This window comes from Acinetobacter modestus, from assembly GCF_014636095.1.
In the GTDB taxonomy this organism is placed as follows: Bacteria; Pseudomonadota; Gammaproteobacteria; order Pseudomonadales; family Moraxellaceae; genus Acinetobacter; species Acinetobacter modestus.
In genome coordinates this window covers 415,110-439,872 of the sequence record NZ_BMDV01000001.1, presented here as the reverse complement: position 1 = coordinate 439,872, position 24,763 = coordinate 415,110, and the positions used below count along the sequence as shown (strand labels likewise).

The window sequence follows — 24,763 nt, the reverse complement described above, 5'->3', positions numbered from 1 at the left end:
TAATGGGACTTTTTTATTTAATGAAATTAAAAGGAGAATGATTTGTTTAGAGCTAAAATGACTTTATTATCATGATTATCTAAATCAACACCAACATATGAAAATTTAGCTGAAAAGCCATCATTAAATGATTTTGTTAATGAAATAGAGTAATTAAGGAATTCATCCAACCCACCTATACGTTTTTGATCAAAAGTATCACCAAACGCATAACCTACTTGGGGTGTAAGTGTCAAATCGGGTTTTAATTTTATATCAGCTTGAGTTGTAACGTACCATGCAGATTCATCTTGATTTTTGGGGTCAGGTAAATATGCATTTCGATCTGGAGTATAATTAACTTTCGCACTGACTACGGTTGGATATTTAGTAGCTAAAGCATAATTGAGACTAGCATATCCTTCGATAGTATTAAATTTAGTTTGATTTGGATAATTTAAAAAATATAGTCCGACATCAAAACCCAAATTATCTGATAATTTTGAGTTGTATCCAGTATAAAAATCCCATTCAATGTCACTATCATTTACACCATCTCCAGTTTTATCATACCATTTTACATTTGATGCAAAACTGCCTAAATAGAATCCAGAAGAATGTGAATAATCAATGCTTCCTTGCACACTAACACCCCCAGTTTGGTCTAATCCACGTGCATAATAATCACTGACAACTCCGACATTACCTGTAAGGCCTGCATGAGTTGAAAGGCTGTATACAGAAATAAATGCTAATACAGCCGATTTTACAAATTGAGAAAATTGCATTTTTGTTTTACCTATAAAAAATTGAAAAGTTTAGAATGCAATGCATCATTTGCATGTAGTGTGCCAATGATAAATTATTGAAATTTATTAATTTATATATTTTCTATTTTGTTAAGTGCTTTTTTTATACGTGATTCTGCTTATTTGGTGTTGTATTTAAAGATATAGCCAATATGCGAAATAATGTTGCCTCATTCTTCGCCATTCAAAATGTCAGGAATGAGGTTTAATTCGAATTTACTTTAGGTCTTTCAAAAAAGCCCACGGAAAAATGCCTCTGTCATGCCCATCGTCGGCCTAGTCGAATTAGCAAGGATAAAAGGAGATTATCGTACGTAGATAATGATACTATATTAGCAATTTTTGCCATTAGATATTTAGATGCTTTAATTATTCAAAAGCTTATAGACTGGTTTGATGATCACAGTCCAGAAGTTCAAATATTAGTAGCAAGAACATTGCAAAGCGAGGGTATAACAAAAGTTTTTGATTTATCTGAAGAATGGGTAATTGAATGGCCACTAAAACTCCTAGAGACACATAACCCATCTTTTGATGGGCTTTTTCATAATCTAATGGAGAACGTTGACCATTAGAACCATGTTTCTTTTGAATTATATAACATCTCAATATATTCAAAAATATCAGATCTTGTTTTAGCTCTGGATGAATATATTTTCTTTTACATCTTCCCTCGCTTGAGTAGTTGAAAGAAAATCTCGGCTACAGCATTATCATGACAATTTCCTCGTCTGCTTATATTGCTTTCAAGATTATGATGCTTGAGAAATGTTTGCCATTCATAGCTGGTGTATTGTGGCTGCCTTGGTCAGAATGAATCAGAACTTTGTTCTTTGGTTCTCTTCGCCACAGAACCATCAATAATGCATTTAAAACTGGATCTGTATCATTCTTGATTGCATAGACCATCCAACTACAAGGCATGAGAATAAGTCAATCACAACTGCAAGATATAACCATCCCTCAAGAGTACGAATATAAGTAAGATTCGTTACCCATGATTGATTGGGCTGCGTTTGATTAAATTGGCGGTCTAAAGTATTTGTAGCAACGACAGCTGGAGTACCTGCATGAGCCTATGTATTTAGGTTGATACCACAGTTTTCACCAACATCTTTCAAATCACGGTAAATCTTGCGATAGCCGTAGACTCCACTAGACTCTAGCCAAAACTGTTTAATGAGACCTAAAAGCTATTTCCATTTCTTAGCAGTCTTACTAATGGGGTGCTTTAACCATGCTTAATAGCCACTATGATGAACATCTAAAGTTGAACACAAACGACGGATCGACCAGATAGGCTGATTGTCTTGAAGAAAGGCATACCTCATTTGGACTGGCTTGCGAAGTACACCGCGCCCTTTTTTAGAATATCTCTTTCTTATGTAACCTGTTGCAGCTCTTTTTTTAGCTTTACCAATTCTGCAACTACATCACTAGATTCTGTAATTTTAGGTTGATCAGGATCATAATACTTAATCCAAGCATATAAATTATGCGCCGTTGTACCTAAACGTGTGGCAATTTCAACCACGTTATGACCTTTTTTAGTCACTTGCTTTACTGCTTTAATTTTGAACTATTTAGGATATTGTTTGCTAGTCACGAACACCTCGTTAATTAGCCATTTTATATAACTAAAAAGTGTCTACAAAATCGATGGCGATTCATCTTCATCTGAGAAGATTATATTGTGTAAATTAAAATATAAATCAATGTTTTGAGTTTTGTTTTTATGTGTTTAATCAAATACAAGAACTATTCCTTAAACTGTGTATTGTACGAAGGCTAGGCTTGCCTGAAGAATGGGATGATTTACCTGCGTATGTATTTAAAGTTGCAAAAAGCTAGAAGCATGATTTAAGAAGAAATAAGTACTATAAAAGTCAAAAAAAGATAATTCAACAATAAAAAACATATTCCTAAGCTTAATCTTATTAGCTAAATCAACGTATTTTGTGCTTGAAATCAAAATTAGAAAACAATAATGTAAGTCTTTGATGATATTGATTTATGCAAGAAATGGAATTACTTGACAATTACTATAATGAGCTCTGTGATCTCATCTATAGTATCACTTTAGAGAAAAATGGCTGGTTCAATTTTTCAAAGAGACTTCTGGATGTCTTAGATGTATCGTATGTACATATTCAAGCCATCGACTTTACTTATAATGTTCTATCTTATAGCAATGGCATTGGAGTTTTTCCATTAGAAAATTATGCTGCGGCTGAATTAGATTATTTACGATATCCAATAGAAGCGGATCCTCGATGGGGTAAGTTTTTAGATCCAAATCGAAAAGGTTGGTATCAATGCCATACTCATGTTACTGATGAATTCGTTCAACAATCTGATCTATATCAGAAAATCTTATTACCGATAGATTTAAGATATGTTGCTACCCATGAACTAGTATGGGATGAAAAGTTATGTGTATTTTGGAGTATCAGTACATCTGAACAACGTCAACCACTAAATGCAAAAGAGTTGGCATTCTTAGATCGTTTAATGCCACATTTGAAACGTGTTATGTTGGTTAAACGCGATCTATTTGAGTTTTCTGTAGATAATATTGTTGGATATAATTTAATTGATAAGCTTAGCCAACCGATCATTTTGTTAAATTTGTCTGGTCAAATCGTCCATTACAATCAGACTGCCAATCAACTGTTAAAAGACAATAATCATATACAATCTAAAGATAATAAATTAATTCTACCTAGAGAGGATCAAGCAAAATTATCAGATCATTTATATAAAATTGAAGAAATGTTCCGTTATAACCAAGAGCAGCTAAATTCTTGTAAAGATCTTCTATTTTCAATATCAAATTCGAATTTAAAATTCACATCGAGTTTATTAGCTTCTGAAAAAGAAATGTCATTTTTTGGTGTTCGCCCTTTGGTGATGCTGAGCTTTGATGATCTAGTAATACCATCAATTCATAATCAAGAAAATAAGAAAAAATATCATTTAAATCATAGGTATTTAAAACAAACCTACAAATTGACAAAAAGGGAACTAGAGCTTTGTGATCTGTTTGTCAATGGAATGAATTTGGAACAGATCGCTGAAAGCATGGAACTGACACGAAGCTCAATACGGACCTATATTAGAAATATTTTTGCAAAAACTCCTTGCAACTCTCAGGTGGAACTTATGCAGTTACTCATGAGTAACCAAGGTTAATATTAATCCAGAATAGATCTTATTACAGTGAGTGAAAGCTTAAATTTTGCTTGAAACCTCCTTAAATGGGGATATGTATATTTTATGTGCCTCAGTTAGCATAACAATTAGTTCTTGTTTGGGGAGAAATACTAATGCTAACTGAACGTGAAAATCAAATTATTGGCATGATTTACGATGCTGCGTTAAATCCTAGATTATGGCAGGATGTGTTGACAGAAGTCGTTGATTTTACAGGCAGTACAACAGCAATTTTTACAGCGACTGATCAACTTAGCCCAAATTATGATTTTGTTTTTACGCATAATATTGCACCTGAAAGTATGCGAGCTTATCATGATGAGCATGTTAAGGTTTTAGATATGCGGTTGCATGCACCTTATTGGATAGAAAAAGATTTAGGAGATACTGTACTTAATACGTTTGCGCCTTATGCTTCAATGCCAATCGGAAGTGATGAGTTTTTATTTTACGAAAAATGCGCAAAACCGACTAATGTAAGTCATGTGGCAGCTGTGTTATTAGAACGAAGTGCATATAGTTGGGCAGTATTTGCAGTTCATCGCTCACCACAATTGGATGAATATAGCGAACAGGAAGAAAAAATATTAAAGCGTTTAGGTATGCATTTACGCCGAGCATTACAGATTTACCGTCAAGTGACTATAATACAGCAAGATAAGAAGAATATTTATCAGGTATTAGACCATTTTAAAATAGGTGTGATATTGATTAATCAAGATTACCGTTTATTTTATGCCAATTCAATTGTAAAGAAATTGTTTGAAAAGTCATCTATATTGGAACTAGATAAAAATAATATTTTAAAGACTTTAAAAAAATTTCAGGAAAAATTAAATCAGCTGATTCGTAGTGCCTTATTTGAAAGTAATGATCTGGGTAATGAAGCGGGTGGAGTATTGGCACTCTATGATGATAATGATAGCTCATTAATGCTCAGTATTTTACCTTTTTCAGAAACAGAGGCACAGTATTATCAAAAACAGGTTATTATTTTTGTGACCCAAACCAATCAGGCACAATACCTAGCTAAAGATTATCTTGTCCAAAAATATAAATTGGCTAAACGTGAACTGGAAGTCTGTGATTTATTTGTCAATGGCCTAAGTTTGGAACAGATTGCTGAGCAAATGAGTATTACTTATGGTTCTATTCGTGTCTATATTAAAAATATTTTTTCTAAAACAGGATGTACTTCCCAAACTGAATTGATGCAGTTGTTGATGGGTGTAACGCTTGAATTTGACCATATTTAACTTCATATTTTTAATTCAATTCTCTTAATTTTTTGTGGAGTGATATTCCCATTTGGGAATGTCTATAAAGTATGTGATTCAGTTAGCATATTTAATAATATCTATTAATGGGGAAAATTATGAAATGTTCATTAATTTATACAGCTCTGCTTAGTTCTATGTTGTTGATAACAGGATGCGGTAGCGGAGAAAGCAGTGATCGTCAAAATACAGAACAAAATGAGAAACCATCAGATATACCTTTAACGCAACAGAAAAAAGAAAAGATATTAATAGTTTCGGAACACTCACATCATATTGCTGCAAAAGAAAGCCTTTCTTTTGGGATAGTTGATACAGCAATTTATGGTATAAATGAAATCGTGGAAGAAGATAAGCAATGTAATTCAGGTAGATATACCAATATTAATGGAGTGGTTAATTTTAATGAGTGTGCTGGCTTATTTTATAAACTTGAAGCTAGTCAATACCAAAGTCTTATAGCAAAAAGTGGTGCAGTTACCATTAAAAATGGAGAATATATTTATCAAAATTTAGTGTTAGAAAATCCTGAAACAAAAGAAACCCTGACAATTACAGGTTCATTAAAATCAGATGTAAATGATAGCTCAGCTACACTTACTACAAATAATTTGATAGTCAATACAAGTGAAAAAACTTAGAGTGGTTTTGTTAATGTAAAATATATATATGAAAAATATAGACTTAATTATAACTTTAAAAGTGATGCTGAACTGAGTATTAGCACAAATGGTACATTGTCTATAGTAAATAGTCCTGTAGGTGATTATAAGGTTAATTTTGTAACTAGTTCTCCTTTTGGGGTTAGAATAAATGAAGATGGGGGAGAAAATTTACCCTCTCAAGGTGAAATTAAAATAGAAGATGTAAATAATCAGGCAACCACGATATTATCTGTTATTCCAAATACCAATAATGTGCAGTATACAGTCACTTCTGAAAATGAAAAGCTTTTAGATCGTTTTCAAACATGGGAAAAAACTTTTAGTAGTGAAAAGAATGAAAGTAATAATAATGATCAAACAGTCACTAAACCGTTAATACAACGCATTAAAGTTCCAATAGGAAGTACAACAATTTTACCAAGTGGACCTGGAAATAAAGCGAGAGCATTCTGTTGGCAAACAACTCCTAATAAAAATTTATGGCGATGTGATGGTCGAAAGCAATTACTTATTGCTTCGTGGACAATTAATGAGGCACTTGATTTGGTTGGATGTGGAAATGGAAAAATTACACATCAGAATATGAGCTTCACCAATATGGCATATAATAGAGATATTACAAGATAGTGGGATAATATGTTTTGTGCTGTGGTTAATAATTTATTAGGTGTCTGTGATGGTAATAAAGGAGTGAATAACAATATAGGCGTTGATGATCAAGATAGTCAAAATTTGTATAGCGAATTTACTAGTTTTATTGGTGTTGTGGGTGGTTACCAAGATTATGATACTAATGTAATAAAATTAGCTAAGGGTTGTTCAGTTGTAAGATCAGGAAAAAATCTGATGGTTAATATTCCTAGTTTAAACGTTAGTGTGAGTGTACAAGCGAATAGTTTGGAAGTTCAACCAAGTACAGGTGGTCAAGGTTTATTATTCATCACTGGTTCTGAGGATAAATCAGGATATATGCAAAATAATGATGGTCTTTCTGAAAAAGTAATACGCTCAGCATGGATTGTATTGGATAAAATGAGTTATTCATGCTCCGACTATGATAAATAGTATTGAGAAAAGTACTTAATAAATTTGTGTTTTATCAATATACTTTAATACAAATAATGAGATATTGATAAAACCATACCAAATCGTGGATAGGTAATTGATTTGAGAAAGACTAGAGCCATCAGTTACCAAACCTACAGATCTAGTCCTTATGTTCGATAGTACTCAATTATTCTGTATCATTGATGATTTCTTTCTAAAATTCGAATCAATTTATTAAAAATTCTTAAAGCAAAACTTTAAACGCATAAGATTTTGTTCTACTTAGCTCAGCATTTCTGAAATTATATTTATTGCTGTGTTACAAGGGCTCTCATTTCAATAACTTCAAGGCATTCTTCGCCCTATTAAAACTGAACATCAACTAATTTTTTAATCAGCTTCCTTGTGATCAACGCATGATTTATCTGATTAATCCCCATCAAATGGTTTTACAGGCTTTGCATTTCGCTTTGATGAGAGATCGTCAAAATTCTTATTTATGATTGACTCAACAACTTTAGCGGTCTAAAAAAATCAGCGAATACAAATGCATAAATCCTTAGTAACAATTGTAACACGAGGAAAAAGCTCGATTGGTTATCGACTAACCACGTATTAAATTTAGAACAAAAGCTATGTGTGGTAATCACTCAGTTTTTTTAGAATCGATATAACCAAAGCCGTTTTCTTTCAGCTTTTCTTAATACATCTTTTTGATCAATGTAGTTAATTAAATATCAGAAAGTATTTCACCAGAATATGGTGTAGGAAAAATTTTGTGGTTGAGTATGACCTTGTATTGATTCATACAAAGCAATCGATTCTTGGAATAATTGAACAGGCTGTCTCATTTCAAGTTTCTGCGCTCTATAGAAATAATCCAGAACTCATTATTAGCTGAGAATTACTATTTACGTCCCGAAGAACTTGAATTTCCAAACTTAATTAGATCTTAAGAACTTAAATTTATCCTGATAAAAATATTTTTGAGGATAGATCAGTGAGTCAACAAGTGAGTGTATTACGAAATAAAAAAATATTTCTCAGTATTTGCACATTGGTCTTGGTGATTTTAGGAATTTGGTGGGGCAGCAGTGTACTATTAAATAAAAATAAAGAGGAAAAATCAGAGACACAAAATGTAGTTGGTAATGAACAAGAAACAATAAATGTGTCAGGTAATCAGATTTTAATTACGCCCACACAGATTCAACAAGCTGGTATTCAATTACAAACCTTAGGGCAAGCCACAAAAGATGTACAGCTCGCACTGACTTTGCAGGGGCAAGCGCAGTGGTCACCTCAAAGTAAAGTGGTCTTAACAAGTCCTGTAGCGGGGATAATTCAACAGGTATTGGTACAACCTTTAGCAGAAGTTGGCCTGCATAGTCCTGTACTGGCCATTCATAGCCCTGATTTAATTCAGATTCAAAATGATATTTTACAAATTCGTGCACAACTGCAATTGGCCAGTCAAAATTTGGCACGTGAACGTAGTTTATACGCTGAAGGGATTATTGCTGAAAAACGTGTACAGGAAGCCAAGAATGTAGCGCAACGACTGAATATTGATCTGAGTGCCAAGCAACGTATGTTGCAGTTTATGGGAGGAAGTAGTAGTCAGGGACTGAACCCCGTGGCGTATGTCAAAAGTCCCGCCAGAGGCAGTGTAGAAAGTTTACAGGTATCTGTAGGTCAATATGTAGAAACTGGCGCAGTACTGGGTCAGTTGGTGAATAGTGATCTACCTTTGCAATTAATGTTGCAAGTCCCTTTAGCGGATAGCAAATATATCCAGATTGGCGATCTGGTCAAAGTTGAGGGATGTGAAATTAGTGGGCTGGTACAACAAATTGCACCAGCACTTTCAGGCAATACGCAATCTCAAAATGTGCTAGTCCAAATGCAGGCCAAGGATAACTGTTTAAAAGTACAACAATTTGTTAAAGCGAATATTCAAAGCCATAACCCGACAACAAAAACCGCATGGGTAATACCGAGTACTGCTTTAACTTTAAAAGATAACAAGCACTTCATTTTTGTCAAAAATCAAAATGGATTCGTGGCAATTCCAGTGGAATTGGTGGGTGCGAACCAGCAGCAAAGTCATGTGATTGGGAACACATTAAAATCTGGAATTCAAGTTGCTGTGAGGGGTGTCGAACGTCTAAAAGCCGTTTGGTCTGGTTTCGGTGCAGAGCAGGCACCATCTGCTAGCAGTAGCGCTGCGGTGAATTGAGGGTTAGGCACATGTTAAAACGTATTATTGCATTTTCACTGAGTCAACGAATCCTAATGTTGTTATTGGGTATGACGATCAGTGTTGCGGGTTATTTGGCATTTACCAAATTGCCGATTGATGCCTTTCCTGATGTATCAAGCACACAGGTTCAAATTGTGATGAAATCTCCTGGCATGACGCCAGAAGAGGTGGAAAGTCGTATTGTGGTGCCGATAGAACAGGAAATGTTGGGAATCCCCCATCAAACTGTACTACGTTCACAATCTAAATATGCCATTGCAATCATTACCCTAGATTTTGCAGAAGGGACAGATCCTTATTGGGCTCGACAACAGGTCAATGAACGTTTGACTGGAGTCATGTCAGCTTTGCCTGACAATGCCTCTGGGGGGATTGCGCCGATGACGACGCCATTAGGTGAATCTTTTATGTTCACTTTACATGGCTCTATGAGTGATATGGAAAAACGAACCTTGCTCGATCGGGTCGTCCGTCCACAGCTCAGAAAAATTGAAGGGGTAGCGGATGTCAATGTCCTAGGTGGTTTAGCACGTACCTTTGAAGTGACACCAAACCTAGATGCTTTGGCATCGAGAGGTCTATCTCTTGATCAGTTAAAACAAGCAATTGAATTAAATAATGCAAGTGACGGTGCGGGGCGTTTGAATGAAAATGGAGAATCATTACTGATTCGTAGCGATAGTCGTGTCACCAATTTGCAAGAACTGGGCGAGATTATTGTTTCCAATCATCAAGGGACGCTGGTGCAAGTGAAAGATGTGGCTTATGTCCATACAGGTGCACTTACCCGTTACGGAGCGGTAACTGAAAATGGCAAGGGTGAGGCTGTTGAAGGAATTGTCCTCACCTTAAAAGGCGCCAATGCACGTCAGGTTGTGCAAAGTGTGCGTGAACATTTGCATGACATTGAGAAAAACTTACCCCCGGGCGTTACGATCAAGCCTTTTTATGACCGTGGTGAACTGGTGAATCGTGCCATTCATACCGTGAGTAAAACCTTGGTCGAGGCGATTGTATTAGTCCTGATTTTATTGCTGTTGTTTTTAGGCAATTTAAGAGCCGCTTTGGTTGTTGCCGCGATTTTACCTTTATCTGCGTTGAGTACTTTCTTAATGATGCGTCAGTTTGGATTAAGTGCCAACCTGATGTCATTGGGTGGTTTAACTATTGCCATTGGTTTGCTGGTCGATGCGGCGGTTGTGGTGGTGGAAAATATCGAAATGCAACTGGCCGATGCACACGAGTCCAAACACCGTTCGTTTTTGCCGCCGTTGAACGTTATTTATCGGGCGGTTTGTGAGGTGGCGGTACCTGTGACTGCAGGAATGATCATTATTATGCTGGTCTTCATTCCGTTGATGACGTTGCAAGGCCTAGAAGGGAAGCTTTTCTCTCCTGTGGCGCTCACCATTGTCTTTGCATTGTCGAGCTCACTGATTTTTTCATTAACGATTATTCCGGTGCTGTGTTCTTATTTCTTGAAATCTCAAGCACATCACACGCCGTATATTGTTGCCAAGCTGGAACAGGCATATAGCAAGGTGTTAAATGCAAGCTTGGCCCATCCGAAACGTGTTTATGCTTTGGCTGGAGGCGCTTTGGTGGTTGCTGCACTCATCTTTCCACTCATTGGTAAGTCTTTTATGCCAACCATGGATGAAGGTGACACCATATTGCAGTTGGAAAAAATGCCATCGATCAGCCTACAAAATTCAATTGCACTTGATCTGGACATTCAAAGAAGAATTTTAAAACAAGTTCCTGAAGTGACCCGCATTGTGGCAAGAACCGGATCGGATGAACTTGGTTTGGACCCCATGGGCTTAAATGAAACCGATAGCTTTATCATATTGAAACCGCAAGATCAGTGGCAGGGACAAAGTAAGGAGCAGATTTTAGCCAAAATTCGCCATGTATTGGCCGATGTTCCTGGGGTCAATCTCACCTTTAGTCAGCCGATCGAAATGCGGACTTCAGAAATGTTATCCGGTGTACGTGGAGATTTGGCTGTCAAAATTTTTGGTACCGATTTAGACCTACTGAATCAGCTGTCTAAGCAAATCTCTACTGTGCTACAAGGGATCAAAGGCAGCGAAGATGTCATGACTTTGGAAAATTCTGGAGTGCAATATCAGGAATTACGTATTCGTCGTGATATGGCTGTTCGCAATCAGCTAGATAGCCAAAGCATACAGGCACAACTCAAAATGCTCATCGAAGGGCAGCAGATTAGTTCGATTATTGAACAGGGGCGACCAGTTCCATTGATGATGAAAGGTGATCCGCGTCTGGGACAATCTAGTTTCGCCCTCGCGAACATGAATTTACCTGTTGCAAACTCAGCTGCTGTACCGTTGCCCTCTTTAGCAGAAATGGTCAAGACTGAAGGCGTCGTCAAAATTGACCGGGAAAATGCTTCAAGAATGTCCGTTGTCCGTGCCAATGTACGTGACCGGGATCTGGTTGGTTTTGTTGAAGAAGCAAAACAGCAAGTTGCCCAGAAAGTTAAATTACCAGCCGGCTATTCATTGAAATGGGGTGGACAGTTTGAAAATCAACAACGTGCAGCAGCGCGTCTGATGCTGGTTGTCCCTGCAGCGTTGACCATGATTTTCTTCCTGCTCTTTACAACTTTAGGGTCTGTTCGTCAGGCAGTACTGGTTTTTGTGAATATCCCCTTTGCATTAATTGGTGGAGTTGTAGCCTTAGCCATCACTGGTGAATATTTATCGGTGCCTGCTTCAGTCGGATTTATTGCCTTAATGGGGATTGCCGTACTGAATGGTTTGGTAATGATTGGTTATTTTAACCAACTTATTTCACGCGGTGTTGCAATTGAAGAAGTGGTTCGAGAGGGGGCGATGAGACGTTTACGTCCAGTAATGATGACTGCAAGTATCGCTGCTTTGGGCTTAATTCCGTTGCTCTTTACCACTGGGCCAGGTGCTGAAATTCAACGTCCATTAGCGATCGTGGTAATTGGCGGGTTAATTTCCTGCACTTTACTGACGCTGATTTTACTTCCTAATTTGTTCAAACAATTTGGTTTAGTGCGAGATACTCATGTCTGAAATGTACCAACTCTCTATCAACATCTCCATTGATATTGCGGAAGAATTAATGAGCCATTTATGGCTCATTCCCGAGATTGTGACAGGATGTACCTGTATTCCGGCACAAGGTTTCGGCAGCCGCCAACATTATCGAAATATTCAAGAAAAAATTCAGGGTGCGACTGAGCGTAATTTGATTCTGTTGATTTTACCTCTTGAAAATGTACCTCTAGTTTTAGCCCATATTCAAACTAAATTTAAATCAAGTGACTGTTTTTATTGGGTAATACCAACGATAACATCAGGCTATGCCAGTCAAGGAGGCGTTAACGAATGAAACGAGAGATCGAGATCCAACCCCATTTACTGGGTAAAGCCATACGTTTACTATGCCTAGGCTGTTGTATGATGATGACTTCTATCGTATCTGCAAAATCCGAATTAGATCAAATCTTGCCACAGCTTGATGCGATTAAGCAAAGCTTGTCACGGCATCCAACTGTTCGGTCGGCAATCGCAGATCAGGACTATGCCAATTTTGCAGGACAGGGCCTAAAACTTGGTCAACCCTGGACTGTGCGTGCAGGTATGCAACTTCGTAACAGCAATCCTCAAGATGGTCAAACCAAGTCCAATAGTTATGAGCCAAACTTTGGTGTTGAAAAGCAGATTCGTTTACCTAGCAAATACCAGCTGGATCAGGATTTGGCGCAACGAGGGATGAGTATTGCAGAATTAAAATTTGAAGATGCAAAACATGAAGTTGCCAAAACTTTGCTTAATCAGTGGTTTGTATATATGCGCAGTGCTTTGCAATTGACGCGCTTAGAGGAACATCAAGCAAGATTACAGAACTATATGCAAATGACTCAGTATCGTATTCGTGCTGGAGATGCCCCACGACTGGAACTGATGCTGCTCAGCAATGAATCTCGGCAAATCGAAGAGCAATATCTGCAGGCTAAAATGGCTTACTATCAAGCCCGGCAATTATTGTCACGTGATTATCTGGGAAAAATTCCTGAACAGTGGAGCAGTGATGTCATTACAGTTCGCCCACTTGAATATACACAGACTGAATGGATACAGCGTATTTTGTCTGCTAACCATGAGCTGGAACTTGCCAAAACGCAAGCAGCTCAGCAAGATGCATTCGTAAAAAGAGAGCAACTCAATCGGCTACCTAATCCTACGATCGGAGTTGGATTTAGTCGTGAGCAGTCTGGTGTTGAAAACTTGATGAGTGTGAACGTTTCAATTCCACTTGCTAGTAGACAAGTTCGCATAGCTTCTGGTATGGCCATTGCAGAGGCTCAAAAAGCTAATTTTGAGATTGGACGAATAGAAAACCGTTTGCGTCAGGAAACGCAATACTGGTTCACGCAAATGACTTCGGCAAGTAGGCGGAGTGAGCAGGCTCAACAGAATTTGGCACGGTTACAGCAACAACATGGATTAATGCAAAAAGCATATAAGCTTGGCGAATTGAGTTTAAATGAACTGTTACTTCATTCACAGCAGTTGGTTGATGCATGTGGTCGAATTGATCAAGCTAAAATTGATTATGCCGAAAGCTTTAGTTTTCTATTGTTGAATTCACATCAATTATGGCCTTTACATGAGGATCATTAAAACAATCGAGTACTGATATATCAATATTTTGTGTGGTCGTTATTCAGATGGTATTCATTCTTTGCCGAATGAGCGTGGCTACTGATATCACTAAAATAGAATATAGATTTGCAAGTAGCAGAATGAGAGGTTAATTCAGACATGAGAATATTATTAGTTGAAGATGATGCTTTATTGGCTAAGGCGACAGCAAGAGGATTAGATCAGAAAAATTATTTAGTTGATATCGCTACTACAGCAGAGCAAGCCTATCATTTTTTGGCAAGTTATGATTATCAATTTATTTTGCTTGATTTAGGTTTGCCAGACCGAAATGGATTGGAAATTTTAAAGTCAGTGCGGCGTAAAAAGAATAAGGTAGGCGTTATTATTTTGACTGCTCAAGATAAAATTCAGGAGCGGGTAGCAGGCTTGGATGCTGGTGCAGATGATTTTGTTATTAAGCCTTATGATTTATACGAAGTTATTGCAAGGATTCAAGCTGTATTACGTCGTATATCAGGTGAAGCTAGTGATGTTGTTCAGATAGGCAATATTGCTATTAATCAAGCAGCTAAACAGGTATTTATTAATCAGACTGAAGTTGAACTAACCCAAAAAGAGTTTCACTTACTTGAACTGCTTATTCTTAATCGCGGTCGAATTATTTCACGAGAGAGTATAGAAAACTCATTCTATGCTTATGATGCAGAAGTGAGTAGTAATGTGATACAGGTATATATTCATAATCTACGTCGCAAACTTGGAAAAAATATCGTTCGTACAGTGCAAGGCTTTGGATATATCATGGATGAAAATTACTGATGCCTAATTTAATTCGGAGTTATTCACTGACACGGCGTTTATCCTTAATTTTACTGGCGATTACAACTAGCGTCTGGGTGGGTAGCTTGGGATGTATCTATTGGGGGATGCAGCGCGCAGCTAATAATATTTTTGATAAATCATTGGCCGAAACAGCCCATGCTTTACTTTCAACTACATCAAGTACATTAGAAGGGCGAGTCCCTGACCATACTGTCATCGAGAAAGCTCAAGGGGAACATTATAATCAAATTATATTCCAGATTTGGCATAAAAATGGAAAGTTGATCTATCGTTCAGTTGGTGTGGACACTCATCCATTTGTTCAGCAAGTCAATTTTGGCTGGATTAGAATTCACAATAAGACCTATCGCAGTTATTCGGTTTGGGACAATACCAATACTATACAAGTACAAATTGCTCAAGTCTGGACGATTCGTCAGGATATCCAGAGAGATATGCTGCTATTTTTGATCGTAGTTTCAGCATTTTTTTTCCCATTATTATCTTGGTTGATTTTAAGAACTATTCGGAGTCATTTGGTCACTGTATTTAATATCAGTCAAAATTTAGAAAAACAGTCGATTGAACATTTAAAACCTATTAACCCTATTGTGCCCAAAGAAATTGAACCTTTAGTAAATTCATTAAATACATTATTGACTGAAATTGCGGAAAGCATGCAACGTGAAAAACGTTTTACATCAAATGCAGCACATGAGTTACGTACTCCTTTGGCTGCAATTCGTATGCATGCACAAGTTTTGCTGAGTGCACGTTCTACCGAAGAAGCAAGAGAATCAGCGCAGGACATCATGATTGGAATTGATAAGGCTTCTCGGATGATCACACAGTTACTGACTTTGGCTCGGATTGAACATAATAATCAACAAATAGACAGCAAAATTGATCTGGTCAATATTATTCAAAATACACTTGCTTTAATGGATTTTCAGCTTGTTCAGGCGCAAATTGATTTGGAATTAAAATTAGATTCTGCTCCTGTAATAGCGCAAATGGATCAATTGGAAATTATTTTTCGTAATCTATTAGAAAATGCCATCCTATATCGTACTCAAGAGCGTAAACCCATCATTAAAATTAGCTGTGGCTGTTTTGAAGATTATAGTTTTTTGCAGATTGAGGATAATGGTATCGGTTTAGATGAAGACCAGATACCTCTGATATTTCAAAGGTTTTATCGAGTGGATCAGAATAGTTTAGTTATTGGCAGTGGCTTAGGCTTATCAATTGTTAAGCAAATAGTCGATTCTTATGGCGGAGAAATTGAGCTACGCCGTGCAGACAAGACTGGTGGAACAGTGATTAGAATCGAATTAAACAGTCCTAAAATATTTGGAGTGTAAAAGGTTTACAATCATTTAAATGAAATCTATTTTGAACATTTAAATGTAGATTGAGAGGCTATGGCTTTTATCCATTAAATATTCAATATAGCTTTGGTGGTTTATTGTTTTAAGTAATTGATTTAATTTTTTTAATTATAAACAACTTTCCAAAGTTATGTTTAATCCTGAATGAGTGCTGTTACAAGATGTATAAATAGCTAGACTCTCTTATAAGTCTGTTTCAGTATAAATCCATATATTGGAATTTATAGGACAAGTTTCATGGCAGTAAAGCATTGTATCTTTTTTAAATGTTTTTTAATTTTGGGGCTTCTGGCAAGTTCTGCTATGACTAGTGTGACTTTTGCAAGTTCTCAACAGGCATGGAGCAAGCATGATCAGAATGTCAAAATGGCTTGTGTTAAAGCCAGTCAGTTTAAAAATGCCAAACCAGTAAGCAATGTGATGCTATTTGATGACCGCGTGGGATATTCAGCACTCTTGATTCAGGGACAATATCCGCAAGCCCATATGAAAAACAAAACGGGTCAAGAGCTTTGTTTGTGGAACAAAACTACGAAGAAGGCTTATTTATCTGAAGCAGTTATGAAAGTACGCTAATGGTGGAATATAGATAGTGCTTTAGGGATAAAACACAAAAAATATTGGTAAAAAGCTAAATTAAAATAATTTGAATTCATTTAATTTAACTGTCATTAATTCTGCTTGTTATCTAAGTAATCTATTGTAAAAGATGATTTATCTTATCAATATGTTTAACTCTTAACCTACTCACATCAAACCTTGGATTGAAGTCAAAATGATCCTAAGATAAAAGAGATTTTTAACTAATCTATAAATTTTCTATGATTTCTTTGCAAAATTTTAATAAACCGCTTTAATAAGAGTGGAAAAAGTAACTTAATAAACTTATTCGATCTTTGGGGCAGCTAATTGATTGGTTCCAGAGATTGAAGTCATTAAGTTTTTTAACAGTATAGAAATAATTTCAATGCATGAGCATGGAAAAGTTAGGGCATCAATAATATAGATGATAAAAACACCTTTTGTTGCAATGTGGGGAATTTTACTCACTGGAATAATGCTGACATTATTTGCAGTGGGTATTGCACTTTTTCAGCCATGGTTTGGTTTAACCTTGGCCTTAGAAAATGATCATATAGTGATTGATACTATCAGTATCTCACATGTAAAGGTTCAGAAGGGAGAGGTTGTCCAATCGATTAGCAGTGTAGATGGACGAAATAAAATAGAACTGATTAAGTCAGATATCATAGAAGATCCAGATCAACTGGAAACTTATCAGCTAACTCGACAGTTTTTTTCTCGTCAGAATCATTTTGCTAATATGGTGAGCCAACCACAGATCAGTTTAAATTTTGCTAATGGAAATAATGTTGTTCTGAATGTTGAACTTACTCGACCATTGAACAGTTTGCCATTTGTATTCTGGATACAAATTCTAGTTGGTCTTTGCAGTTTTTTAATTGGAGGCTGGGTTTGGGCTATTAGCCATAAACGTTATACGACTTTTATCCTGTTTGTTGCTGGTTGTTGCATAATGGTAGCATCATTCTCAGCTGCCATTTATAGTACTCGGGTACTTGCATTACCAGCCCCCTTATTTGAGTTACTGTCCAATCTTAACCATACGGGTGCCGCGTTGTTTGGCATTGTATTGGTATTACTATTTTCTAATTATCCTAGCTCTCGTTTACTGCCACTCACACTACAACTTTCGTTTATAGCTGTTATGTTGTGTTGGTGGCTATGCGACATATTGAAAGTGTTTTTTGTAGGTCCTACGATAGGTGCTTTTGTACCGCTCTTGATTGCATTAAGTCTTATTATATTACTGAGTTGGTTGCAATATCGTAAGGCAAAGTATGATCCAATTGCTCAGGCTGCCTTGCGCTGGTTTGGTTTATCTCTCATGTTGGGTGCAGGTATTCCTGTTTTGATAGTGAGTATGCCAAACTTGTTAGATATTAATGCTGCAATGCCACAAGGATATGCTTTTCTATTTTTTTTGCTAATGTATGTGGGTGTAGTACAAGGGGTAGCACGTTACAAGTTGTTTGAGCTAGAAAGTTGGATATTCCGAATCCTATTTTCGATGCTGGGATTTTTTTTACTGGTATTACTCGATGCCATTTTAGTTATAGTGTTAAGTCCATTTGTCTCACTTAGTTTAGCTATCCTTATTTGTGGTTTAGTCTGGCTACCACTACGAGGCTGGTTACAAGAAAATTTTTTACAACGTAAAAATTTATCCGACAGTCAATTATTTGAAAGAATATTACAAGTTAGTTTTGCAGTGAGTAAGGAGGATCGTCAATTACAGTGGAAAGCCTTACTAAATGATTTATTTCAGCCATTGAATATAGAAACCAGCAATCAAATAAACCACAGCCATATTGGTGATAATGGTTTGGTGCTTTATATTCCTCAGGTTGAAGGGCTAGAGGCAATTCGTCTCAGCTACCCACAGCAAGGCCGCCGTTTATTTAGTGAATATGACCAGCAACTGATTCAGAATCTATTGCCATTTTTAACTCAGGCCATAGAAAGCCGTGTTGCTTATGATCGTGGAGTACTTGAAGAAAGACATCGTATCGCCCGAGATTTGCATGATGACCTAGGCGCAAAACTATTATCAGGTCTGTATCAGAAAGATTTAGATCAAATCAAAGTCACCATTCGTCAGACAATTGCTGAAATGCGTACTATCGTTAGTGGATTATTAGGTACTGGTGTTGAGTTAAATATAGTTTTGCAGGAGTTTGAACATGAGGTTGCTACTCGTCTACAAAGTTGTGGGATAGATTTTATTTGGCAACAGAATCTTGGAAATACGTCCATTATCCTGAGTTATACACAGTATAGGAATTATATTTCTATGTTGCGGGAAATCGTCAGTAATATAATAAAATATGCTAATGCACAACAGATAAGTATTTCTATAAGCATATCTGATTCGCAACTAGTTTCAGTTATCTATGATGATGGAAATGGTTTTGAGGCAGAGCAAAATGAGCAGACAAAAGGTAATGGTCTTAGGAATCTAAGGGAACGGGCAATTGAACTCTCAGCGACGTTATATTTCCAAAGTTTGTCAGAAATAAAAGGTTCACGCATTGAGCTGACCTTTCCACTGTAACCAAATAAATGTAAACATAAATGGGTAATAAAGTGATTCAAACGGCATTGATTTTGGAGGATATAGTGGATGTCAATGCATGGATCAAACAAATGTTAATTGAAACTTTTGAAGGAATTCGCATTCAGCAAGCCTATAGTTTAGATGAAGCAAAACATTTGTTAATGTCTCAACATTATGATTTGGCTTTAATTGATCTTTCATTACCTGATGGTAAAGGAATAGAAGTGATTGATTGGTTAGTACAATATTCTGCTGAGACTATAAGTGTTGTCGTGACGATTTTTGAAGATGATCAATATTTGTTTGAGGCAATTAGTCACGGTGCAAAAGGTTATTTGCTAAAAGATCTAGAACCAGTTGTATTTAAAAAACATTTAGAAAACTTGATTGCTGGGCTTTATGCTTTTTCTCCGACTATGACGCAAAAACTATTGAACTATGTCAAAACACAAGAACAACTTAATCAAAGAAAACAACAGCTCATAGAATCGTTAGCTTTAACTAATCGAGAAAAGCAAGTTCTAATTCATATTGCTAAAGGGCAACAGGTGTCTGAAATCGCTTATGAATTAGGGCTTTCCAGTCATACAGTCAGTGGTTATGTGAAAGAAATTTATAGGAAATTACAAATATCCTCTCGTGCTGAAGCAGCATTATTAGCTAAGCAATATGGCTTAATTTAATTACTAGTTCTGTTTTATTATTTAGACTTTTAACTCAATCTTATCAACAGATATCCATTTGGGCAGAGTTGTATTGTGATGAATGTATAAATATCATTCATAAAATTGAAAAATACGTCATACCTTAATGTTGATTAGCCGATAACATGCTTGTAAGTAGTCTAAGCAATTTTTTCATTTCACCCCCTTAAACAGGGGATACGACTAAAAATAAAATAGCGATATTGTGATCTCCAATAATACGAAATAATTTAAGGAGAATCAGATGTTAAAACATAATTTATTAAGTGCCTGTATCATTGTGAGTTTATGCTTGACCGCTTGTCATCATAGCGATAATGAAGACAATACATCTCCGCAAGTAAGTCAGAAAAGTATCACTGTTACACCATCATTAGGACAAATTACTCAAGGTCGTGTAATTTTAAAAGACGCACTTACAGGTCAGGCAATAGTAGATATACAAAATATTGGTGCAGATGGTACGGTCACCTTCAAAGTGGATAGTAATAAACTTAAAAACCCGATAATTGCGGAAGTTCTACCAAGTGTTGAAGGAAAATTGATTTATGCAGATGAAGCAATTACAGATCAATTAGTAACACTTTCTGCGCCTGCAAATACAGCAATTTTGAGAGCAGCGACCACTATTACCGCAGACCAAACAAATCTTGGAGTCACAGCTCTTACCGAAGCTGCTTTGGTTTATGCTCAATCATTGAGTGCTCAGGTGACGCAAGCTAATTTAAATGCTGCAAACAAAAAAATTGCCGAACAATTAAAGTTGGGCAATAAATTTAGTATTACTGATGCACCTGCAATTGTGAAGTTAAACGATTTTGCATCTTTGATTAATTATCAACAAATCAGTGAGCCACAACGTGCTTATGCAGCATATTTGGCAACTTTAGCAAAAGAAGCTAAACGTTTAAATGCAACAAGTACACAGCCAGCCTATGATATTTTACAAGCACTTAGTAAAGATTTTTCTGATGGTACATTTGACGCAAAACAAAATTCATTGGCTCTGACCACTTATAATAGTGCTTGGGTCCAAGCTTGGTCAAATTGGGTCAGTACATTTTATAACTCAATTTTTAATTTGCAGAGTGATACTGATTTATCGGTTTGGTTAGATGCATTTAACGTTGAAACACCAAAAATTCCTGTACCATCGCCAGTGACGACAGCTAAACCGATTCGCACAGTAGATGGAGTGGCAGAATATGCTTGCTCAGATGAGCAAAATTTAAAATCAGCCAATGGCCAATCTTTGAATATAGATTTTATCAATCAAAGCAGTGATACCATCAATATTGACTGGATCAATTACACAGGTCAGTTGGTGAACTATAAAAAGAGTTTGGCAAACTCACAAACGCATAATCAACAGACTTATACAACGCACCCTTGGAAATTGACTGATAGTAAAGGTGTATGTAAAGGTATTTTTGTTGCGACTAGTCCATCCCAAAAAACATTAACTATTAAAGGGAATGAAGTTGTTATTGGTAAAGATATTACCACACCTGTGATTGAAACTTGCACTAGCAAAAAACTACCTGTAGGCAAGCTCAGTGATTTAGTCAATTATAGTGGTGATTATAGTGACAAAGGTGCTGTAGTCTTTAGTCTTGATGCGATCACTGGAAAATTAATTGCAAAAGGTACATCAGCTACAATTGCTGAGGTTTGTGGTGCAAATAATCAAAGTAATGGTACAAATTACTATGTGATTACCGATAAAGGTTATGTGACATTATTTAAAGATAATACAGGTAAATATTCTGCGGAAAGTGCAGACTTTTCAGGTTTTTATGGAGAAAAAGCTGCACCATCTTCACAATTATGTGAATCTAATGGTACAGATAACAAACTTGGTTTTAAAAATGCGCCAAGTGATTTTTGTGGTTTTACAAAATCTACAGCAACAGCGATCACTTCACCTGATGCGTTTACATTCTTTAATGCCGATAAAAAAGAAAATATTAAAATTATTATGAACAATGGTAGTTTGGTTAGTGTAGCTGTTGAGAATAATAATTATGCATGGGCATGTGGTATCGGGACATTGCCTGCTTGTAGCGGTATTACTGCAAAAACTACAAATAGTAGTACAACATTTACCTTTAATAATGCGCTATTAAAAATTGTGAATGGTGCAAAACAGGACTTAACTATTAAAAATGGTGCTTTGATTTATCAAGCAAATAATACCAACCCAACTCCAATAGGTTCATGCACTGGTAATACCAATCCATATGGTTGTGTGACAATTACAGGTACAAACGCACCTGCAAGTTATTATGAACATATTGGCAACCCAATGCTTTTTAATGGCGCACCTCAAGTTCAGTTTAATCCATTAGTACCTAACAGTGGAGCCGTTACCTATTTTGGTGGTGAATTGAAAGCCAATGCTGTAGTTTCAGGAGTTAGTGTTGGATTTCAAAAAATAATGGGCGAAACACAAAATACGGTATATACATTTCTGCAATATGATCAATCATTTAATCTTGTCAAGGACTTGGCATTTAACTGTAAGGATGAAAATGGTACTTGTGCTGGTTTGACAGTGAATACGAATACACGAACGATTACTTTTGATAATGTCGTTATGAAACAAACGAAACCTGTTAATGGTGGATTAAACTTAACTTTTAATGGAACGATGAAATTCTAATCTAGAATATATAGTTTGCTACAGGGCATCTTTGGATGTCCTTTTTAATGTTATTTTAGCAAAAAATAATATAGAAAACGTTTACTATTGACCATTTATGATGGTCTATATTCAGGATATTAGAAGAGGGTTACAGGTAGACAATACAAACTTTAGCTTAAATATTCTAGAGATAATTAGTCGTAAACAGTATTTGTATTTTAAATACTATATTTTTAGGGTCACGGTCCAAAATCTATTTCAAGTATCGCTCTCCAATAGTTGGGAATTAGACAATTGCAGCACAATTTTGAAACAAAATGTAATATTGACTATAAAATCATATAGAAATTCTAAAATGTCATATAATTTTAAGTATATTATTGTATTCTTATTGCAATTAATGAGAATGATTCTCCCTAGAGGCCAGTATGAAACTTAATGAAAAAGTAGGGCTATTAGCTTTCTATACGATTCTAGTCGTTGCTATCGTTACTCTTAGTTTTGGGATGCTAACTTTAGATAAGGTTCTTATTGGAATCGCTTTATCGCTATTTATTTGTGCATTGCTTGTAAAATCAGAGTTTAAAATTGAAGCTGCATTTTGGAAAAATTACTAAATATTATTAAGTTTAATAGAACTAAAATATATAACTCAACGAACAATTATTTACCATTTATACCAAAGTTCTAGATATAAAAATTAAGTGGAAATGTTAAATTTGCCTAGTCAATTCCTGTATCAGGCAAAAGCCTTCTACATTCTGATTAGCTTGTTTGGGGCAACTCAATTTGTGGAAAAGGATAGGTTTGAATTGATTGTAAATACAAACCCGTAGCAATAAAATTTTCTCAAAGTAAAGTTAGAAGCATACTCCATTTACTAATTTTTCACTTAATCTCAAAGATCTAACACCTTGTATATGAAAAAAATATCACTGATTTTTCTAACGGTAACACTGATTTATGGCTGTCAAAAACAGCCAGAAACTAAAAATGAAAATGGCTTTGAGGATAAAAAGTTTGAAGAGGCTGACGCGAAGCTTTCTAGCTATTTAGATACTTTAGATAATCCAAAAGCAGATAAAAAAGATCAAAAGCAGATACTTTGCATTGAATATCCAAACATCTATAAGCATGAGTATTTACCCGCTTTATTAAAGCTTACAGATGCAGAACCTAAAGAAAAGTTATTGAATAATTTGAAGCTAACAACAGATTACTATAGTGAGAAGCTAGGGATAGTGTGTGAATAACTCAATGATTGAGTTAAAAAAAGATTTTACTCGACCTGAATATTCGAATCCAGTCGATGCAATGTGGGAGTTTTTTCAAGAAAATCCAAATCTTAAATGTGTGAACTTTGATCCTATCCAGAATGGTGTAAGAGCTTTCTATATTGTTATCAATTGAGAAAGTAATATTGAATCTGTTGTTAATTAACAAGTTGACTATGCTTGAACTATTCCAATTCGAGTTGGTTATCATCTTTTGTCACCTTAATTTTTAACTTCTTGTACTTACGCTTGTTAGGATTTAAAGCTGAATTGGTAACTTCATTAAAAAAATTCGAATCAGTCATTAGAGTAGCATAAGCTTTATAACCTACAATAATTCGACTAGGTCTATATCCATTTCTTGAAACATAGTGATCAATCATTAAGTTTAATTCATTTAAAAGACTAGTATCATTCATTTTATAGATGCTTCACTTTTAAGAATGTATGAAAGGATAATATAATAAAACTTAGTTATCTATATGAAAATATTATTTTTTTCATAATTTAAGTGTCATAAAAGTGTAATATTTATCTACTTAGTTCTAGCATAAAAAATCAATGTTTTTATTAAGTCATATCAAGTAATGAAATTAATATTTTTGATGTGTACTGAAATTACAGAAGACTTTCCTCTTAGGAGACTACACTATCTAGCTAACTGATAAAAAATTCTGTTATTTAATTGGATGTCTTTGAACTCCAGAACTTTTTGGACTCTGCTTTGATTATGAAATAACTCTATGTATTTTATAATACCTACTTTTCCGATTTCCTGATTTCATAGTAATTATGGTGAACCTAATATAACTTGAATCTCTCAATTGGTACATTACTAACACGGTTGACTTTCTTGGTTATTTAAC

Annotated in this window: 20 protein-coding genes and 2 pseudogenes; 19 read left to right on the top strand and 3 right to left on the bottom strand. The window is 35.7% G+C overall.

What is annotated here, in order from left to right; genetic code table 11:
* Nucleotides 1-26 precede the first annotated feature (26 nt).
* Nucleotides 27-767: a TorF family putative porin gene (locus IEV17_RS02035; RefSeq protein ID WP_004662820.1), complete on the bottom strand. Its 741-nt coding sequence runs from the start codon at nt 765-767 to the stop codon at nt 27-29.
* 530 nt (nt 768-1,297) lie between these two features.
* Nucleotides 1,298-2,361 (bottom strand): annotated as a pseudogene (locus IEV17_RS02030) (IS3 family transposase).
* A 440-nt stretch (nt 2,362-2,801) separates the two neighbouring features.
* Here IEV17_RS02030 and IEV17_RS02025 point away from each other — a divergent pair.
* From IEV17_RS02025 to IEV17_RS01940, 19 genes and pseudogenes are all read left to right on the top strand, one after another.
* Complete coding sequence (locus tag IEV17_RS02025; protein ID WP_004662817.1) at nt 2,802-3,980, top strand: helix-turn-helix transcriptional regulator; 1,179 nt, start codon at nt 2,802-2,804, stop codon at nt 3,978-3,980.
* 134 nt (nt 3,981-4,114) lie between these two features.
* Nucleotides 4,115-5,257, top strand: coding sequence for a helix-turn-helix transcriptional regulator (locus tag IEV17_RS02020; protein WP_004662814.1), 1,143 nt, complete (start codon nt 4,115-4,117; stop codon nt 5,255-5,257).
* Nucleotides 5,258-5,376: 119 nt separating this feature from the next.
* Nucleotides 5,377-5,919 carry a hypothetical protein gene (locus IEV17_RS02015; RefSeq protein WP_004662813.1) on the top strand — a complete coding sequence of 181 codons (543 nt, stop codon included), beginning with the start codon at nt 5,377-5,379 and terminating at the stop codon, nt 5,917-5,919.
* A 96-nt stretch (nt 5,920-6,015) separates the two neighbouring features.
* Nucleotides 6,016-6,570 carry a hypothetical protein gene (locus IEV17_RS02010; protein ID WP_004662811.1) on the top strand — a complete coding sequence of 185 codons (555 nt, stop codon included), beginning with the start codon at nt 6,016-6,018 and terminating at the stop codon, nt 6,568-6,570.
* A gap of 9 nt (nt 6,571-6,579) precedes the next feature.
* Nucleotides 6,580-7,008 carry a hypothetical protein gene (locus tag IEV17_RS02005; protein WP_004662808.1) on the top strand — a complete coding sequence of 143 codons (429 nt, stop codon included), beginning with the start codon at nt 6,580-6,582 and terminating at the stop codon, nt 7,006-7,008.
* Between the two features lie 151 nt (nt 7,009-7,159).
* Nucleotides 7,160-7,591, top strand: a pseudogene (locus IEV17_RS17095) (IS982 family transposase); the annotation flags it as partial.
* A 399-nt stretch (nt 7,592-7,990) separates the two neighbouring features.
* The gene (locus IEV17_RS02000) at nt 7,991-9,229 is read left to right on the top strand and encodes an efflux RND transporter periplasmic adaptor subunit (protein ID WP_004662806.1); all 1,239 of its coding nucleotides are present in this window, start codon (nt 7,991-7,993) and stop codon (nt 9,227-9,229) included.
* Between the two features lie 11 nt (nt 9,230-9,240).
* A complete protein-coding gene (locus IEV17_RS01995) occupies nt 9,241-12,324 on the top strand; it encodes an efflux RND transporter permease subunit (protein WP_004662805.1) in 3,084 nt (1,027 codons plus the stop codon).
* Nucleotides 12,317-12,643: a DUF3240 family protein gene (locus IEV17_RS01990; RefSeq protein WP_004662803.1), complete on the top strand. Its 327-nt coding sequence runs from the start codon at nt 12,317-12,319 to the stop codon at nt 12,641-12,643. The genes IEV17_RS01995 and IEV17_RS01990 overlap by 8 nt, the downstream gene beginning before the upstream one ends.
* Nucleotides 12,640-13,938 carry a TolC family protein gene (locus tag IEV17_RS01985; RefSeq protein WP_004662801.1) on the top strand — a complete coding sequence of 433 codons (1,299 nt, stop codon included), beginning with the start codon at nt 12,640-12,642 and terminating at the stop codon, nt 13,936-13,938. Before IEV17_RS01990 ends, IEV17_RS01985 begins: the two co-directional genes overlap by 4 nt.
* Before the next feature lie 141 nt (nt 13,939-14,079).
* Complete coding sequence (locus tag IEV17_RS01980) at nt 14,080-14,742, top strand: response regulator (RefSeq protein ID WP_004662800.1); 663 nt, start codon at nt 14,080-14,082, stop codon at nt 14,740-14,742.
* Entirely contained in the window at nt 14,742-16,109 is a 1,368-nt protein-coding gene (locus tag IEV17_RS01975; RefSeq protein ID WP_004662798.1) for a sensor histidine kinase, read from the top strand. The genes IEV17_RS01980 and IEV17_RS01975 overlap by 1 nt, the downstream gene beginning before the upstream one ends.
* A 264-nt stretch (nt 16,110-16,373) precedes the next feature.
* Nucleotides 16,374-16,712 (top strand): hypothetical protein, encoded by a 339-nt coding sequence (locus tag IEV17_RS01970; protein ID WP_004662796.1) that lies wholly within the window; start codon nt 16,374-16,376, stop codon nt 16,710-16,712.
* A 430-nt stretch (nt 16,713-17,142) separates the two neighbouring features.
* Nucleotides 17,143-19,272, top strand: coding sequence for a sensor histidine kinase (locus IEV17_RS01965; protein WP_004662795.1), 2,130 nt, complete (start codon nt 17,143-17,145; stop codon nt 19,270-19,272).
* Nucleotides 19,273-19,292: 20 nt separating this feature from the next.
* Nucleotides 19,293-19,958 carry a response regulator gene (locus tag IEV17_RS01960; protein WP_004662793.1) on the top strand — a complete coding sequence of 222 codons (666 nt, stop codon included), beginning with the start codon at nt 19,293-19,295 and terminating at the stop codon, nt 19,956-19,958.
* 265 nt (nt 19,959-20,223) lie between these two features.
* Complete coding sequence (locus IEV17_RS01955) at nt 20,224-22,641, top strand: hypothetical protein (protein ID WP_004662790.1); 2,418 nt, start codon at nt 20,224-20,226, stop codon at nt 22,639-22,641.
* 410 nt (nt 22,642-23,051) lie between these two features.
* The gene (locus IEV17_RS01950) at nt 23,052-23,240 is read left to right on the top strand and encodes a hypothetical protein (RefSeq protein WP_004662789.1); all 189 of its coding nucleotides are present in this window, start codon (nt 23,052-23,054) and stop codon (nt 23,238-23,240) included.
* Between the two features lie 303 nt (nt 23,241-23,543).
* Nucleotides 23,544-23,876, top strand: a complete 333-nt coding sequence (locus tag IEV17_RS01945; protein WP_004662787.1) for a hypothetical protein — start codon at nt 23,544-23,546, stop codon at nt 23,874-23,876.
* A complete protein-coding gene (locus IEV17_RS01940) occupies nt 23,869-24,033 on the top strand; it encodes a hypothetical protein (protein WP_004662785.1) in 165 nt (54 codons plus the stop codon). The genes IEV17_RS01945 and IEV17_RS01940 overlap by 8 nt, the downstream gene beginning before the upstream one ends.
* Before the next feature lie 49 nt (nt 24,034-24,082).
* Here IEV17_RS01940 and IEV17_RS01935 read toward each other — a convergent pair whose 3' ends face one another.
* Entirely contained in the window at nt 24,083-24,316 is a 234-nt protein-coding gene (locus tag IEV17_RS01935; protein WP_004662784.1) for a hypothetical protein, read from the bottom strand.
* Nucleotides 24,317-24,763: the final 447 nt, after the last annotated feature.